This is a genomic window from Pseudomonas sp. BS3782 TE3695 (genome assembly GCF_050435305.1).
In the GTDB taxonomy this organism is placed as follows: domain Bacteria; phylum Pseudomonadota; class Gammaproteobacteria; order Pseudomonadales; family Pseudomonadaceae; genus Aquipseudomonas.
Window position 1 is genome coordinate 5,708,158 of sequence record NZ_JBNDKB010000001.1, and the last position, 14,189, is coordinate 5,722,346.

The window sequence follows — 14,189 nt, forward strand, 5'->3', positions numbered from 1 at the left end:
CCAGCATGCTAGCGAATGCTATACTTCCTACGAATTGCATCAAGTGTGCAACGTTCCCCACGTGCACAGACATCGACTGCAAATCTCGGTTAGCGGCTGCAGGACAAGGGAGGTCTGCAGCCAACACGAGATGGGAGGTGTGGCATGAATCGGCACTATTACATCAGTGACAATCTCGATGATCTCGAGGCCGTTGAAAATGAACTGGAAGCCAACGGCATCAATACTGAACAAATTCATGTGCTCAGTGAACAAGTTGCCGAGATTGAAGAGCATCACCTTCACGAGGTCAACTCGTTAATGAAACAGGATGCTGTTCACTCTGGCGAGATTGGTGCGCTGATTGGCTTGCCACTCGCGGCGCTGGTCCTTGGCGGCGCCTATTGGATGGGCTGGACCGAATCCGCCGCAGGCTGGGTGCCTTTTATCTTCCTGGCCATCGTTATATTTGGCTTCTGCATCTGGGAAGGCGGCTTTTTTGGTTTCCAGGTGCCTAATGCTCACTTCCGCAATTTCAAACAGATGGTAGAAGAGGGAAAACATATCTTCTTCGTGGATGTTGAACCGGATCAGGAACCGGTATTGGATCGGGTAATCGAACATCATCCAACGCTGACGATTGCCGGCACGGGAACGGCAGCCCCCCACTGGACAGTGGCCTGGCAGCACAAATGGCATCAGTTCAAGCGGGTGATATCCGGTTAGCCCTGGAGACTCACGGCCCAACCGGAAGCTGTTTATTGGCCGAAGGAAATGACTCGGCTGAAGAACACATAATCTGCTTCGGAGGCCATCAGTCCAACGAGCACCAGCAAACTCAACGGTGGCACTAATATGGCGTAGACCATGGCCAACCGTTCCCAGGCCATGTGCATGAAAATGGAGACAATTAAACCTGCCTTCAACAGCATGAAAATGATAATCAGGGACCACCGGAGGTAACCCTGAAAGTGAAAATAGTCGACGAGATACGACAGCGTGCTGAGGACAAACAACAGCCCCCAGATCTTCAGATACAAACTGATTGGATGTTGCTGACCCTGAGCATGTGCCATCACCGGTGCTCCTCTACCATAAATAGAAGAAAGCAAAAATAAACACCCACACCAAATCCACGAAGTGCCAATAGAGCCCGGCTATCTCCACGTTCTGATAGTTGCCGGAGCGCTCATAATCTCCCCGCAATACTTTCATCGCCACAATGCTGAGGTACAGGGCACCGATTGACACATGCAGGCCGTGGAAACCGGTAATCATGAAAAAGCTGGCTCCAAATTGCGCCGCCCCCATCGGATTGCCCCAGGGGCGCACCCCTTCTGCGATGAGCTTGCTCCATTCAAATGCCTGCATACCGACGAAGGTCACTCCCAAGGCAGCGGTCGCCAGCATCAGGGCAGCCGTTTTCGCGCGATTACGGCGATAGGCGAAATTAACGGCCATGGCCATGGTGCCGCTGCTACTGATCAGCACGAAGGTCATGATGGCGATCAGAATAAGCGGGATTTCTTTACCGCCAATGGTCAAGGCGAACACTTCACTGGGGTTTGGCCAGGCGGTGGTGATGGTCATGCGTACCGACATGTAGCCGGTCAAAAAACAGGTAAAGATAAACGTATCGCTGAGCAGGAATATCCACATCATCGCCTTGCCCCAATGGACCTGCTTGAAAGCTTCCTTGTCCGAGGCCCAGTCGCTGACGATGCCCTGCCAGCCTGGTGGCGACATGACGGGTGAATTGGATGAATCGGACTCGCCGGGGGTGACCGGGTGCGTTGCCATGGTTTTTCACCTCAGGCCGCAGAATCTGGCGATGACTTCATAGGTTTGCGGCGTGCTGGCCAACAAAGCGAATAGCACGAACCAAAGACCCAACAAGTAATGCCAATAGAGGGTACAGAGCTCTACGCTGGCGCTGAGTTGCGCCAACGGCACGCGATGCAGGAATTTAGCGACGATGATGCTCCAGGCTATCAGCCCGCCCAGCAGATGAAGCCCATGCAGGCCGGTCAACAAGTAGAAGAAACTGTTGGCCGGATTGCTGGCGACAAAGTAGCCCCAGGCGACAAACTGCTGCCAGACCCAGAGTTGCCCTATTAAAAAGGCAATCGCAAATACGCCCCCCAATGCAAAACCAATGGCCGTTGCGCCCAGTCGAGCCTGCCGGGCAGCCATACGCGACCACTGCAGTGCGATGCAACTTAAGACCAGAAAAGCCGAATTCAGCCATAGCTGCCAGAGATCGGCTAAAGGCGCCAAGGGGTCTGTCAGGGGGCGCCAATCGGCCATTTGCGAACGGGCAATAAAGGCGAAAAGGAAGAGAAAAAATAACGAACTCACCACGACCAGAAACAAGCGCAGGCCCACTTTTGCGATTTGGCTTCTATCAGCCTCGGTGGCCTGAATATCCCCAGGGTCGCGACTCCAGCTGCCGCCGGGGTCAGCGCCATCGGCGTTTCTCAATAGCAGCTTTTTCATGTTTTAACGTCCGCTATCCTGGTTCCGGCACTCAGTTGCCGCATCTGCTCCAGCTCCTCGGCGGAGACCGTTTGCGGAACGAAGTCCTGCTCTATCCCCGGCACGCTGTAGTCATAGGCCCAGCGATGCACGACCGGCAACTTCGCTCCCCAGTTACCGTGTATCGGCGGTGTGTTCGGCGTTTGCCATTCCAGACTGGCAGCGCCCCAGGGATTACTGCCTGCGGGCTTACCCTTGAATGCACTCCAGGCCAGGTTGAACAGAAACAGCAACTGGGAAACGCCGACGATCAATGCGACCACCGTGATAAAGGCATTCAACTCTTGCGCCGACTGCGGGATGAAGGCGTAGTTTTCATAGACGTAGTAACGGCGTGGCATGCCCTGGAAACCCAGATAGTGCATGGGGAAGAAAATGGCGTAGGTACCCAGAAAGGTAATCCAGAAATGCAACTTGCCCAGGGTGTCGTTCAACATGCGCCCGGTGACTTTCGGGAACCAATGATAAATGCCGCCGAATACCACCAATACCGGTGCGACCCCCATGACCATATGGAAATGGGCGACAACGAAATAAGTGTCCGAGAGCGGAATATCCACAATCACATTGCCGAGAAACAATCCGGTCAGACCGCCGACCAGGAAAGTGACGATAAAGGCCAGGGCAAACAGCATCGGTACGGTCAGATGGATGTCACCCCGCCACAGCGTCAGCACCCAGTTGTAGACTTTCAGTGCGGTTGGCACCGCGATGATCAAGGTGGTGACGGCGAAGAAAAAGCCAAAATACGGGTTCATTCCGCTGACATACATATGGTGCGCCCAGACCACAAAGCTGAGTACGCCAATCGCAATAATGGCCCACACCATCATTCGGTAGCCGAAGATATTTTTACGCGCATGGGTGCTGATCAAGTCGGAGACCAGACCAAACGCAGGAAGAGCCACGATGTAAACTTCCGGATGACCGAAGAACCAGAACAGGTGCTGGAATAATATTGGGCTACCACCCTGGTGATCGATCTGCTGCCCCAGCGAGATCATCGACGGCATAAAGAAGCTGGTGCCCAACAACTTGTCGAACAGCATCATGACCGCACTGACGAACAACGCCGGGAAAGCCAGCAAGGCCATGATCGAGGCCATGAAGATTCCCCATACGGAGAGCGGCATGCGAAACAATGTCATGCCGTGCGTGCGCGCCTGCAACACCGTGGTGACGTAGTTCAGCCCGCCCATGGTGGCTGCAACAATAAAAATAGCCAGCGAGACGAGCATCAGGACGATGCCCCACTCGACCCCCGGTGTTCCCTGAGAAATGGACTGGGGCGGATAAAGCGTCCAGCCCGAACCGGTGGGACCGCCAGGAACAAAGAAACTTGCGAGCAACACCACTACCGCAAGCAGGTAAAACCAGTAACTCAGCATGTTGACGTAGGGGAAGACCATGTCGCGGGCGCCCACCATCAACGGAATCAGATAGTTACCGAAGCCCCCCAGAAACAAGGCCGTCAGCAAGTAAATGACCATGATCATGCCGTGCATGGTCATTGCCTGATAGTAAGCACTGGCGTCCATGAATTCCAAAGTGCCAGGGAAGCCAAGTTGTATGCGCATCAAACCGGACAACACCACGGCAATAACGCCCACGAATAAAGCCGTCAAGGAATACTGAATGGCAATGACCTTGTGATCCTGACTCCAGATGTATTTGGTCAGGAAGCTTTTGGGCTCGTGTAGTGCCTCTGTTTCGGCTTGCTCCGCATAGGCCATCACGTCATCCTCCTGTTCGAAGTTTCGGTGCATTCCTGGCTGCTTTACGGTTACTTCCCTGGCTCCGCCTTGCTCGCATCAGCGTCGGCATTCGCTTTGGATTTGATAAAAGCGATCAGTGCGTTCAACTCCTGATCATTCGGAGCATAGGCCGGCATGACAGCTGCATAGCCTTTAACGATTTTAGTGCCTGGATTAAAAATCGAATCCTCTATATAACCCTCATCGACCTTGATGCTCGTTCCGTCGGAAAGGGTTTCTGTCCCGCCATACAGGCCCTGCCAGGTGGGGCCGACACCTTTGGTGCCATCGACACTGTGGCAGGCCAGGCAGCCGAGCGACTCGGCCAGCCGCTGCCCCTGCGTCGCCATGTCGTCACCTCTGTCCAGCTTTTCGCTGGCAGAAGGTTCTTGCTGTGCAACCCCGATAGATTTGATCAGGGCGACGATAGCGTCCAGTTCATCTTCAGTGAGAGTATAGGCCACCATGACTGGCGGGTAGCCCTGTACCAGCCGGGCTTTCGGATCGAGAATCGACTCTTTCAGGTAGGCCTCATCGACCAGCGCACTGGTGCCGTCGGCAAACTGTTCAGTGCGGCCATACAGCCCCTTCCATCCTGGGCCGAGACGGGTATTGCCATCCTGGCTATGGCAGGCACCGCATCCGTACTTTTCGACCAACGCGCGACCTTTTTCCAGCACGCTGCCCTGACTGGGTTTGGCAGCTGTGGCTAATGTCTGCGCAAAAGTCGGTTGGCTGTTCAGCCATTGATCGAAGGCGCCCTGCTCTTCCACGATCATCTGGCCGCGCATGTTGTAATGACCGACGCCACAAAACTCAGCACACAGGATTTCATACTTCCCGGTTTTAGTTGGCGTAAACCAAAAGTACGACACCATACCTGGCACCATGTCCATCTTGCTGCGAATTTGCGGAATATAAAAATTGTGCAGTACATCTTTAGAGCGCAATAAAACTTTCACTGGCTGATCGAGCGGAAGGCGAACTTCATTGTTTTTTATAAGCACATCGTCCTGACCAACAGGATCTTTGGGATCCAGGCCGAGGGGATTGGCGAAATCAACAAACTTGATATCCGATTTACCCAGCTTCCCGTCCTGGCCGGGAAAACGAAAGGCCCACTGCCACTGCTGGGCGACCACTTCAAGTTCATAAGCATTTTTCGGCACCCGGATGAAATCATTGTAAACAATCAGACCTGGCGCCAACATCGCAGCAATACCTATCGAGGTCACGATAATCAACCAGGTTTCCAGTTTTTTACTTTCTGGCTGATAGTGCGCCTTGGCACCCTCCTTGTGTCGATAACGCATGACGGCGACCGCCATGAATACCGTGATGGCGATGAAAAATATTCCACTGATAATCAAGGTGATGAACAGGGTGGTATCTATAGACCCCCAGTTGGAAGCTGCCGGTGTTGCCTGCCAAGGCGCTATTAGATGGAACAATACGGATGCAATAACGATTAGTATCAGGATAATTGCTATTGCCATTTTCTGTTCATCCTATTCCTGTTGCTCACTGGTTATGCAAACGCATCGCCACTGACGTCCAAGCAGGGCAGAAAATACCGTCCCATTCGGCGGTAAAGTCCGCACGAAGTATAGTGCATGGACGGAACAAGTGCTTTTTTGAACAACCTGAGACAGGGATATCCCAACGAACATTAGTTAATCATTTAAAGCGATTCGCTATATACAACTATGGATATTCAGCATTACGTTTCTATGGACTCACGGGCGTAGCGGACAGCAAGCGAAACCCGGTGCCAGCTATACTCAAATCCTGATGACAGGATGGCAGAACTGGCCAGATGCGGATGGCTTGAGAAGACACTAGCGCTACACAATCCAGCAGTCCACGACGGAGGTTTCGTCATGAGTAACCTGACGATCAAAGGCTGGTGCAAAGCCAGCGGCGAGCAAAAGTCCACCCCAATGGGTGAGATCAGCTTTGATGTCGATGGTCCCCTCCATCTGCGTCTGGAGGAAGCCGAAGAACGCCTGCAGAAAACCCATGAGCCTGAAGCCATGGTTGATGTCGATATGAGCTCAATGGATTTGATCTTGCCAGAGGGATACGGCCCCTTGTCCGACTGCCAAATGCGCGTCTACTTGCAGCACGATCGCGGTCAGTTCCATTTGGTCGGGCATCAAGCGAGGGATGGAAGCTTGGTCTATACAAACGCGGTTTTGATTGATCAGCTGATTTAGAAGCTAAAGCATGATTGGTTTTCTTCAGGGTCGATTTCCCGCTGTCCGCGCCAATGAAGAAATCAAAAACCGGTCCGAAGTGACCGGTTTTTTATGCATGAAATTTGAACTCCCTCGCTCTACAGCACCTCGGCAAAACCCTGCAATACAGAAAGCCGGCCTTGCCCAAGCCATCGTCAAATGCCCTCCTAGACTCGTTTCATATCGCTAAGACATCGGTGCTCAGGATGGCATTGGTGGTTATAGTGTTGATCAATGGATTCTAGTAGATATAGTACCCACAAGCACACCACAGGGAGGTGATGTGAATAGCCGTTTTTTGATAAGCCAAATCGTGCGAATCAAGGGGAGCCATCACCATTTCAAGCATCCGACCAAGCCGGGGCTGGTAACGGTTCCTCATCCGAAAAAGGATCTGCTGAAAAAAACGGCCATCAGTATTTTGCAACAGGCGCTGCTCTGACGAATCACGGACAGCGTCTTCAGAGGATGACAAACATGCTTTACCCGATTGCGATTTCCATGGGCGATGACGAACACGCCTGGGGAGTGGAAGTACCGGATATTCCAGGGTGTTTCTCCGCCGGGGAGGATCTGGATGACGCCATGGCCATGGCGCGCGAAGCCATTGAAGGCCATTTCGAAATATTGGCCGAAGACGGATCCCCGATTCCGCACGCCAACAAAGTGACCTTGCATGCAGCCAATCCGCAATACGCAGGGTGTACATGGGCCGTGGTGGACATCGACGTCACCAAATACCTGGGCAAGGCCCAGAAACTCAACATCACCCTGCCCGGCTACTTGCTCAACCGCATCGACGAATACGTGCTGCATCATCCGGAAGAGAAAAGTCGCTCCGGATTTCTGGCTTCGGCCGCACTCAAGGTTTTGCAGCAGGGCTGATAGTTCAACGGTTGGTCAACCAAAGGGACAAACGACCAGGCGCGTCCCTTTGTAGGTCAGCGCGTGGCCACCATGAACAACCGCGGAAACGGCAACAGCACCGAACCATCGCTCAATGTCGGATAAGCCTTCTCGATCGCTGTCAGATACTGCTCGAGATATTGCTCCCGCTCCGCTTCATTCAGCGGTTCAAGAAAAGGCCGTAAACCGCTGCCCTTGAACCACTCGACCACGCCCGATGCGCCGTCGGCGAGCGGATGATAGTAAGTGGTGCGCCATACATCCACCCGGCTGCAGTGGGCACGCAGCATCGAGTAGTAACCATCCGCATCCTCCATTTCCGTTCGCAGGCCAGCGACACTTGCCAATTTGTCAGCCCAAGGGCCGCTCGCTGCGACTTCGCGCATCAACCTGTGCGACGGTTCGTTGAGGTTGTCGGGCATCTGAATCGCCAGGCTGCCACCGGGCACAAGCCTGGTGACCAATGACGGCAGCAACCGGGCGTGATCGGGAAGCCACTGCAATACTGCGTTGGCGAAAATCACGTCGAACGGGCCGGCATCGTTCCAGACATCGATGTCTGCGGTATTGAATTGCACCTGAGGTAAGCGCTGGCGGGCGGTCTCAATCATATCGGGCGAACTGTCCATCCCTCGCACTGCGGCATTGGGAAAGCGCTGCACCAGCAATTCGGTGGAATTACCGGGGCCGCAACCGATGTCGATGGCCGATCGGACATCCATTGGGGGAATGGCGGCCAGCAAGTCACGCGCCGGGCGTGTGCGCTCATCTTCAAACGCTACGTATTGTTTGGCGTTCCAACTCATATCGCTCTCCTGTCGGTGCAGATTGTAGCCAGAGGCAGACAACCGGTTCGCTACGATACATCGACCGGTCACTCTGCCCCAACCTGACGTCGGAGAAGACAGGAGTCTGAATGGTCATTTTCTTATCGCCAATTCATTGAAGGTAACAACCGTTCGTCGATAGACACACAAAGCGATTTTGACAGTATAAAAATGACATCTATAGTCCTAATCGCGGCTGTTGGAAGGAACCCGACCCGTCATTTCAAGGCAAGGAGCAAGGTCAGCTCGCACCCGTGATCGAGTGGGTTCCCCAGTAGTGTGTTCGCAACGGCCGCAAGGCAAACAAGCGTTGTCGTACCTGGCAGGTAGCCAGGTAATCACTATGTTCAAAGGAGCTTTACTATGTCTCGAGTCACGGATGTACTTGTTTCGATCGACACCGAAACCATTCTGAAAAACTACCCGAACATCAGCAAAAACCCTGCTGCGCCGACGCTGATCGACGTCAATCATGTCTACATGGTGACCAATCAGAACAACGTGGTGAGTGGCCAGGCCGGTGGCGAGCTCAACCTGAAAGCACAGGTAGGCGATCTGATTCGCTGGCGTGAAACCAGCCTGTCGCTAGGCTTCGAGCAAGCAGTGATTTTCTACAAGTTCGTCGGTAACGCCGGCAACGAGTTGATCTCTACGCCCACGCCGCGCATGGCTACCGCATCCTTTGCAGTCCCGAACACCAGCAATCCGTCGGTGCCCAGCTGCCAGAAGGTCGATAACCATTACTGGTCTTCGGAAACCCTTGCCTGCGGCAGCGTGACCTATCACTTCCAGTTTCTGATCGTGAATCGCGACTGCCAGATCATCGGCTGCTGCACATGGGATCCGTTCATTACCATCCATAACTGATGCTGGGCCGGGCCCCTTGACAACGAGGGGCCTACCAGGCTCGTTGCCGCCTCGGCTGGAATGGATTTCTTGCGTGACCGAAGCGGCTAACGGTATGCGTCAACATCATGAAAGGAATCCATGATGACTTCCGAACCGATTACCTCCCCTTCGGCGAGCATCGTGACAGCCAACAATGTGCTGCTGATCGTCGATGCCGAATCGCTGCTTTCCCGTTATCCGCAACCCAGTCTTGAATCGGAGAACCCGACGGTGATTGAAGATGGCTTCATCTTCCCCGTGACAGGTAGCACGGCAACGCAAAGTGCTGAAAATGACAGCAAAATCATACTAACAGGCAACGAAAATATCTTTCATATCCGTGGCAGAACCGTCAGCTTGCTGGCCGAACACAGCATTGTCTTTCACAATATTTCGGTGGTCGATACGGGGATTCTTTCGCCACCCAAATTGGTCGTTAACGGCGAGCAGACAGTCCCCGCGCCCGACCCCGCCAACCCGACCCAACCGGGCAGTCACAAAGCCGATGATCATTACTGGGAGTGCTCGCAACTGACTCATGGTGTGACGACCTGCGAACTGAGCTTCATGCTGATCAACCAGAGTTGTGACGTGTTGGGGTATTTCAGCTGGGAGACTGAGGTGACGTTGTCGGCGTGAATAGATAGATAAAAAAACCAATGCCAGTTCAGCGCGGAACCTGTGGGAGCGGGCTTGCTCGCGAATGCGAGGTTTCAGGCGACATCAATATTGACTATGCCGCCGTCTTCGCGAGCAAGCCCGCTCCCACATGGATTCGCACTTATTTCTTGGCTGCAACGATATAGCAGCCACTCACCGCTATTTACTGTCCGCCCCCTTCTCCTGCATCTGCACCGATGACTTGGTGCCATCAGTATTGTCTTTGGTCTCGTTATCCGAGTTATCGAAGCAGCCCTGCAACGCAAGCAGGCAGCAGCAAAGGTAAAACGTGCGAGCGAGGTTCATGCGGGTCTCCAGTTTCACAGGTTTGAAGTAGTGACCCCATGCCGGTGGAAATGGTTGCGCTTTTTTCGGCTCCGAGCGATCAGCCCTGACAAAGGGTTCACGCATCCAGGCGCAGGCAATGTTCAGCAGAATTTTCGTCATGCCGTTGCTGTCTGAAAATCAGGCGCTCCCCGATGAGGAATACGGCAATGAAATTCGCGAAAATCGCACAGAAACTCTCTCTGTGGGCCGGCCTGCCCCGTACATTTCTGGGGGCGATCGTTCTGATTATCCTGTGGGGTTTGAGCGGGCCGATTTTTCATTTCAACGATACCTGGCAATTGATCATCAACACCTCGACCACCATCATCACTTTCCTGATGGTGTTCCTTATCCAGAACACCCAGAACCGCGACACGGATATTTTGCACTTGAAGATCGATGAGTTATTGCGAGTAACCAAAGAAGCGCAAAACGCGATGCTGGGGCTTGAATCGCTGGATATCAAACAGCTGGAAGAGCTGAGAAAGAAATATCGCACCCTCGGCGAGGGCGAAACGATTCCTCTGGACGGCACTGTCGTCCCGGAAACAAAAAAACAGGATTGAAAGAATGTCGATCCATGCCACGCGGGTGACCGGCGACGTCACCCGCGCACGTGGTGTTAGCGACTGGCTTGCAGGGCCCTGGCCATCTGCAGGTGGTTTTGCAATTTGGGCAGGGTTTCTTCGGCGAACGCTTTGATTTGCGGCACGTCCGTGGTCTGTGCCTGTTGTTGAAGCTGCTCGATGGATTGCTGTGTGGTTTTCACCTGATGGGCAGCGTATGCCTGATCGAAGGACGCGTCGTCCTTCACCTCCGGGATCAACGCTTTGGCCTTGTCCATCACCTCTTCCCGTGGCGCAACCGGTAAATCAAGTTGCTTGGCAATTTTCGCCAGATGCTGGTTGGCGGTGGTGAGGTCGTTGATTACCACGATGGTGTAATCCTTGACCTCTTTGGACTCGGTTTTCTGATGCGCCAGACGATTGGCTTCGATGTCGGCCATGCCTTTGGCCGACGCTTCGTTAATGAATTCTGTGGCTGACTGGGCAAAGGCACTGCTGGCAAACAGACCCAATAAGGTGACAATACCGACATTGCGTAAACGGGTGGCCATCCGGCTCATGGTCGCGCCCTCCTTCTTTGAAAATTCCAACGGGGGCTTTCGCCCCCGTCTTTTAATAAAAACCACTTCACTATTACCGGGATTTTTGTCCACCTTTGCGGCCCATGCCGCCTTTCGCGGAGTCTTTATCAACGGTCGTCGTGGTAGTTTTCCCACCTTTGCGACCGGATTCAGACGCCTTTGTTCGATCGTGGGCACTACCCGGACTCGGATTTTTGGAAGTAGGCATGGTTCTCATCCTCTTGGTGATGATCGCTGCGAGCAGCCGCCCGCATAGAATAAGAATTTCCATCGCCAAAAAGGTTTAGAAAAACTGGCAACGCTGCGACGAACGGTGACGGGCTTTCAGGCTCCCAGACGCAAGTGCTGCTGGCGCTTGGCGCTGTACATCGCCTCATCGGCATGCCTGAACAACTGATTTTCTTCAGTCCCGTGTTCGGGGTAGCGTGCAACGCCAATGCTCGGCTGGATGTGCAGGTTATGTCCGTCCAGGCGCAGGGGTTGATCCAGCACCTGACGGATTTTTCCCGCTACACGCTCGGCATCCTCCGCGGCATGGATGCTGTGCAACAACACCACAAATTCATCACCGCCGATGCGCGCCACGGTGTCGGTTTCCCGCACGCAGCCCTTGAGCCGATTGGCGACCGCTTGCAACAGCATGTCGCCAACCGTATGACCGTGGGTGTCGTTGACAGCCTTGAAGCGGTCGAGATCGACGTAAAGCAACGCCATTCGCCCTGAGTCTGTTCGAGCCAGCGCCAGTGAGGCTTTGAGGCGTTCGCGCAACAATTCGCGATTGGGCAACTGGGTCAGTTGGTCGTATTGAGCCATCCGCTGGAGCCGGGCATGCAGTTGCTTGCGCTCGATAGCGGTTGCGACCTGCGCGCAAACATATTGCAACAGTTCCTTGTCTTGCTCGGTATAACGCTCGCCGCCCGGTACGCTTTTCACGATCAACGCGCCAATAGTGCCGTTCTTCGAACTCAATGGCACGCCCAGCCAGCAGGGCGAATCCTGGCCCGCGACCAGGGCCGCGAATCCCGCCGGTGGATTGTCCTGATCCGGGGTCAGCAGGATCGGCAAGCCGCTGCGAATCACTTCACTGCAAAGACGCCCAGTCACCGTCCCGGACTCCTCGGGTTGCGGTTCATGGTCGTCGACGTGATAGGGGAAGTTCAGCTGCGCGCAATGCTCGTCATACAGCGCCACGGAGAAACTCAATGCCGGAAGCCATTCGCCGATGATCGAATGGATGCGTTTGAACAGCGCCAGCAGATCTTCCGCCGCGTGGGCCGCCTCGGAGATGGCATACAGCGCCGCTTGCCGGGACTCGGCCTGCTTGCGCTCGGTGATGTCCCGCGCCACGGCAATGCGCAACTGATCGACTTCCGACCAGCGCGCCGACCAGAGAATGTGCACCACCCGGCCATCCTTGCGCAGGTAACGATTTTCAAAATTGAGCTTGGGCTCGCCGCCCATGATCTCCCGTGCCGCGTCGAGGGTGCGCTGTCGGTCGGCGGGATGCACCAGGTCGATCATCGACTGGCCGATCAACTCATCGGGGGTGTAACCGAAAATGCGTTCGCAGGCCGCGCTGACAAATACGAAGCGACCTTGTTTATCCACCGCACACACGGCGTCCAGCAAGAGGTCAATGTAGCTCGCCAGTGGGGCGGAATTTCTGGTTTCCATAATGCCGAGCGCGTGTCCGGACAATGCAACATTGAACAAACTTCCTTGACCGGTCATACGCCAGAGCGATGACTGTGCAGCCGAGGCTTCCCTGCGATCAGCTTCAAGCTTTGTTCGTCACCAGCCCCGGCAACGCATGCGCCAGGGCATTGATGGCAAAACCGATAAACATGACCCCGCACAACCGGGTGATCGCCAGTTCATGACGCTGATACAACGTGCGCACCTGACGCGCCCCGACGATGCCTATGAGAATAGCGTAGGCCAAAAGGCCACCAACGAAGCTCAGGATGATCAACCAGGGCAACATCGACCAATGCAGCAACTCTGCACGGCTCGACAGCAGCGCAGTAAAGGTCGCCACTGCTACAGGATAAGCCTTGGGGTTGGTCAAACCGAACAGGATGCCGTGCCAGAACGGCTGCCGCGCCGGGCCCTGAGGCGCCTCGGCACTGCCGCGACGAGCGCGAACCGCGCGCAGGCCCAACCAGAACAGGTAGAGCCCGCTGAGTACGCCCAGCACATCGAACGCGGTGCTACCGATTTCCCGCGCACCGACAATCGCGATCAGCGCCGTGCTGCACCAGACCACATCGCCCAGCAAATGCCCGCACAGAAACCCCGCTCCGGCCCGCCGTCCGCGCGCCGCCCCGATGCCGAACACCGCCAGCACTCCCGGACCCGGCGTAATGCCATAAATGAAGCCCGAAGCGAGAACGGCCATTAGCAGCGATGGAGTCATGGGAATTCCTATTGAAACGCCGGATGAATGGACGCAAGTCTATCTCAGGACCCCGAGCATCGACTTACTGATCGTCGAAGAACTTCATCCCCGCATATGGCCGTTGCCGACAAGCCATCAGCCGCGACGCCAGATCCCCGACATGCGCCTCCAGCTTGTGCCCGTCCGGGTCGAGAAAATAGAACGACGCCCCTTCGCTGCGGTTGTCCCGCCACTCCTGCACGTTGGCCGATCGCAGGCGTTCGACGAACAACGGGAAATGCGCAAAATCAATGCTGAAGGCGTAGTGGGTATAGTCAGCTGCGGGCGCGGATTGGCGTAGCGGATCGCGAGAAAGGCACAACCACAAACCGGGCAATGAGAGATAGGCGCCGGCGTCCCATGTGGCTTCCAGCTGGAATTGCAGCAGATCGCGATAGAACGCCACGCTGCGGTTCAGGTCGGTGACGGCGAGAGTCAGGTGGTTGAGGCCGGTTAGCATGGATTGAGTAACCTTGAGACTGGTTCCGACCG

At 54.9% G+C, this 14,189-nt stretch carries 19 protein-coding genes; 7 read left to right on the forward strand and 12 right to left on the reverse strand.

Features of this window, described 5'->3' with window-relative positions; genetic code table 11:
• Window positions 1-144: 144 nt before the first annotated feature.
• Window positions 145-705: a magnesium transporter gene (locus ABH909_RS25810; RefSeq protein ID WP_429438536.1), complete on the forward strand. Its 561-nt coding sequence runs from the start codon at window positions 145-147 to the stop codon at window positions 703-705.
• Window positions 706-737: 32 nt separating this feature from the next.
• On the opposite strand, the gene ABH909_RS25815 is transcribed toward ABH909_RS25810, so the two are convergent.
• The 5 genes from ABH909_RS25815 to ABH909_RS25835 are packed head-to-tail and all read right to left on the reverse strand — an operon-like array spanning window position 738 to window position 5,764.
• Window positions 738-1,055: a cytochrome C oxidase subunit IV family protein gene (locus tag ABH909_RS25815; RefSeq protein ID WP_007903273.1), complete on the reverse strand. Its 318-nt coding sequence runs from the start codon at window positions 1,053-1,055 to the stop codon at window positions 738-740.
• A 13-nt stretch (window positions 1,056-1,068) separates the two neighbouring features.
• A complete protein-coding gene (locus ABH909_RS25820; protein WP_429438539.1) occupies window positions 1,069-1,779 on the reverse strand; it encodes a heme-copper oxidase subunit III family protein in 711 nt (236 codons plus the stop codon).
• 6 nt (window positions 1,780-1,785) lie between these two features.
• Window positions 1,786-2,475: a cytochrome c oxidase subunit 3 gene (locus tag ABH909_RS25825; RefSeq protein ID WP_429438541.1), complete on the reverse strand. Its 690-nt coding sequence runs from the start codon at window positions 2,473-2,475 to the stop codon at window positions 1,786-1,788.
• Window positions 2,472-4,247 (reverse strand): cytochrome c oxidase subunit I, encoded by a 1,776-nt coding sequence (gene ctaD, locus ABH909_RS25830; RefSeq protein WP_429440107.1) that lies wholly within the window; start codon window positions 4,245-4,247, stop codon window positions 2,472-2,474. The genes ABH909_RS25825 and ctaD overlap by 4 nt, the downstream gene beginning before the upstream one ends.
• A 50-nt stretch (window positions 4,248-4,297) precedes the next feature.
• A complete protein-coding gene (locus tag ABH909_RS25835; RefSeq protein ID WP_429438543.1) occupies window positions 4,298-5,764 on the reverse strand; it encodes a c-type cytochrome in 1,467 nt (488 codons plus the stop codon).
• A 384-nt stretch (window positions 5,765-6,148) separates the two neighbouring features.
• On the opposite strand from ABH909_RS25835, the gene ABH909_RS25840 reads away from it, so the two are divergent.
• The 3 genes from ABH909_RS25840 to ABH909_RS25850 all read left to right on the forward strand — a co-directional run bounded on the left by ABH909_RS25840 (window position 6,149) and on the right by ABH909_RS25850 (window position 7,390).
• A complete protein-coding gene (locus ABH909_RS25840; RefSeq protein ID WP_429438546.1) occupies window positions 6,149-6,484 on the forward strand; it encodes a hypothetical protein in 336 nt (111 codons plus the stop codon).
• A gap of 304 nt (window positions 6,485-6,788) precedes the next feature.
• Window positions 6,789-6,947, forward strand: a complete 159-nt coding sequence (locus ABH909_RS25845; RefSeq protein ID WP_429438549.1) for a type II toxin-antitoxin system HicA family toxin — start codon at window positions 6,789-6,791, stop codon at window positions 6,945-6,947.
• 35 nt (window positions 6,948-6,982) lie between these two features.
• The gene (locus ABH909_RS25850) at window positions 6,983-7,390 is read left to right on the forward strand and encodes a type II toxin-antitoxin system HicB family antitoxin (RefSeq protein WP_429438552.1); all 408 of its coding nucleotides are present in this window, start codon (window positions 6,983-6,985) and stop codon (window positions 7,388-7,390) included.
• A 56-nt stretch (window positions 7,391-7,446) separates the two neighbouring features.
• Here the strand turns inward: ABH909_RS25850 and tam are convergent, their stop codons facing one another.
• On the reverse strand, window positions 7,447-8,217 hold the full coding sequence (gene tam / locus ABH909_RS25855; RefSeq protein WP_429438555.1) for a trans-aconitate 2-methyltransferase: 771 nt from the start codon (window positions 8,215-8,217) through the stop codon (window positions 7,447-7,449).
• Between the two features lie 384 nt (window positions 8,218-8,601).
• Here tam and ABH909_RS25860 point away from each other — a divergent pair, with 384 nt between their 5' ends.
• Together ABH909_RS25860 and ABH909_RS25865 are read left to right on the forward strand one after the other, a co-directional pair.
• A complete protein-coding gene (locus ABH909_RS25860) occupies window positions 8,602-9,105 on the forward strand; it encodes an inclusion body family protein (protein ID WP_429438558.1) in 504 nt (167 codons plus the stop codon).
• 123 nt (window positions 9,106-9,228) lie between these two features.
• Entirely contained in the window at window positions 9,229-9,765 is a 537-nt protein-coding gene (locus ABH909_RS25865; RefSeq protein WP_429440110.1) for an AidA/PixA family protein, read from the forward strand.
• 180 nt (window positions 9,766-9,945) lie between these two features.
• Here ABH909_RS25865 and ABH909_RS25870 read toward each other — a convergent pair whose 3' ends face one another.
• Entirely contained in the window at window positions 9,946-10,233 is a 288-nt protein-coding gene (locus ABH909_RS25870; protein WP_429440148.1) for a hypothetical protein, read from the reverse strand.
• A gap of 47 nt (window positions 10,234-10,280) precedes the next feature.
• Between ABH909_RS25870 and ABH909_RS25875 the strand changes: the two genes are divergently transcribed.
• Window positions 10,281-10,679, forward strand: coding sequence for a low affinity iron permease family protein (locus tag ABH909_RS25875; RefSeq protein ID WP_429438559.1), 399 nt, complete (start codon window positions 10,281-10,283; stop codon window positions 10,677-10,679).
• Between the two features lie 56 nt (window positions 10,680-10,735).
• On the opposite strand, the gene ABH909_RS25880 is transcribed toward ABH909_RS25875, so the two are convergent.
• From ABH909_RS25880 to fos, 5 genes are all read right to left on the reverse strand, one after another.
• Complete coding sequence (locus tag ABH909_RS25880; RefSeq protein WP_429438562.1) at window positions 10,736-11,239, reverse strand: DUF4142 domain-containing protein; 504 nt, start codon at window positions 11,237-11,239, stop codon at window positions 10,736-10,738.
• A gap of 73 nt (window positions 11,240-11,312) precedes the next feature.
• Window positions 11,313-11,468, reverse strand: a complete 156-nt coding sequence (locus ABH909_RS25885) for a stress protein (RefSeq protein WP_429438564.1) — start codon at window positions 11,466-11,468, stop codon at window positions 11,313-11,315.
• A 116-nt stretch (window positions 11,469-11,584) separates the two neighbouring features.
• A complete protein-coding gene (locus ABH909_RS25890; protein ID WP_429438567.1) occupies window positions 11,585-12,934 on the reverse strand; it encodes a diguanylate cyclase domain-containing protein in 1,350 nt (449 codons plus the stop codon).
• A 103-nt stretch (window positions 12,935-13,037) separates the two neighbouring features.
• The gene (locus ABH909_RS25895) at window positions 13,038-13,676 is read right to left on the reverse strand and encodes a LysE family translocator (RefSeq protein WP_123499156.1); all 639 of its coding nucleotides are present in this window, start codon (window positions 13,674-13,676) and stop codon (window positions 13,038-13,040) included.
• Between the two features lie 64 nt (window positions 13,677-13,740).
• Window positions 13,741-14,157: a fosfomycin resistance glutathione transferase gene (gene fos / locus ABH909_RS25900; RefSeq protein WP_429438570.1), complete on the reverse strand. Its 417-nt coding sequence runs from the start codon at window positions 14,155-14,157 to the stop codon at window positions 13,741-13,743.
• Window positions 14,158-14,189 lie beyond the last annotated feature (32 nt).

Coding starts and splice junctions, on each gene's coding strand:
- ABH909_RS25885 (WP_429438564.1), bottom strand. CDS start 11,468: ATGCCTACTTCCAAAAATCCGAGTCCGGGTAGTGCCCACGATCGAACA.
- fos (WP_429438570.1), bottom strand. CDS start 14,157: ATGCTAACCGGCCTCAACCACCTGACTCTCGCCGTCACCGACCTGAAC.
- ABH909_RS25820 (WP_429438539.1), bottom strand. CDS start 1,779: ATGGCAACGCACCCGGTCACCCCCGGCGAGTCCGATTCATCCAATTCA.
- ABH909_RS25825 (WP_429438541.1), bottom strand. CDS start 2,475: ATGAAAAAGCTGCTATTGAGAAACGCCGATGGCGCTGACCCCGGCGGC.
- ABH909_RS25835 (WP_429438543.1), bottom strand. CDS start 5,764: ATGGCAATAGCAATTATCCTGATACTAATCGTTATTGCATCCGTATTG.
- tam (WP_429438555.1), bottom strand. CDS start 8,217: ATGAGTTGGAACGCCAAACAATACGTAGCGTTTGAAGATGAGCGCACA.
- ABH909_RS25890 (WP_429438567.1), bottom strand. CDS start 12,934: ATGGAAACCAGAAATTCCGCCCCACTGGCGAGCTACATTGACCTCTTG.
- ABH909_RS25870 (WP_429440148.1), bottom strand. CDS start 10,233: ATGACGAAAATTCTGCTGAACATTGCCTGCGCCTGGATGCGTGAACCC.
- ABH909_RS25810 (WP_429438536.1), top strand. CDS start 145: ATGAATCGGCACTATTACATCAGTGACAATCTCGATGATCTCGAGGCC.
- ABH909_RS25895 (WP_123499156.1), bottom strand. CDS start 13,676: ATGACTCCATCGCTGCTAATGGCCGTTCTCGCTTCGGGCTTCATTTAT.
- ABH909_RS25880 (WP_429438562.1), bottom strand. CDS start 11,239: ATGAGCCGGATGGCCACCCGTTTACGCAATGTCGGTATTGTCACCTTA.
- ABH909_RS25875 (WP_429438559.1), top strand. CDS start 10,281: ATGAAATTCGCGAAAATCGCACAGAAACTCTCTCTGTGGGCCGGCCTG.
- ABH909_RS25850 (WP_429438552.1), top strand. CDS start 6,983: ATGCTTTACCCGATTGCGATTTCCATGGGCGATGACGAACACGCCTGG.
- ctaD (WP_429440107.1), bottom strand. CDS start 4,247: ATGGCCTATGCGGAGCAAGCCGAAACAGAGGCACTACACGAGCCCAAA.
- ABH909_RS25865 (WP_429440110.1), top strand. CDS start 9,229: ATGACTTCCGAACCGATTACCTCCCCTTCGGCGAGCATCGTGACAGCC.
- ABH909_RS25840 (WP_429438546.1), top strand. CDS start 6,149: ATGAGTAACCTGACGATCAAAGGCTGGTGCAAAGCCAGCGGCGAGCAA.
- ABH909_RS25815 (WP_007903273.1), bottom strand. CDS start 1,055: ATGGCACATGCTCAGGGTCAGCAACATCCAATCAGTTTGTATCTGAAG.
- ABH909_RS25860 (WP_429438558.1), top strand. CDS start 8,602: ATGTCTCGAGTCACGGATGTACTTGTTTCGATCGACACCGAAACCATT.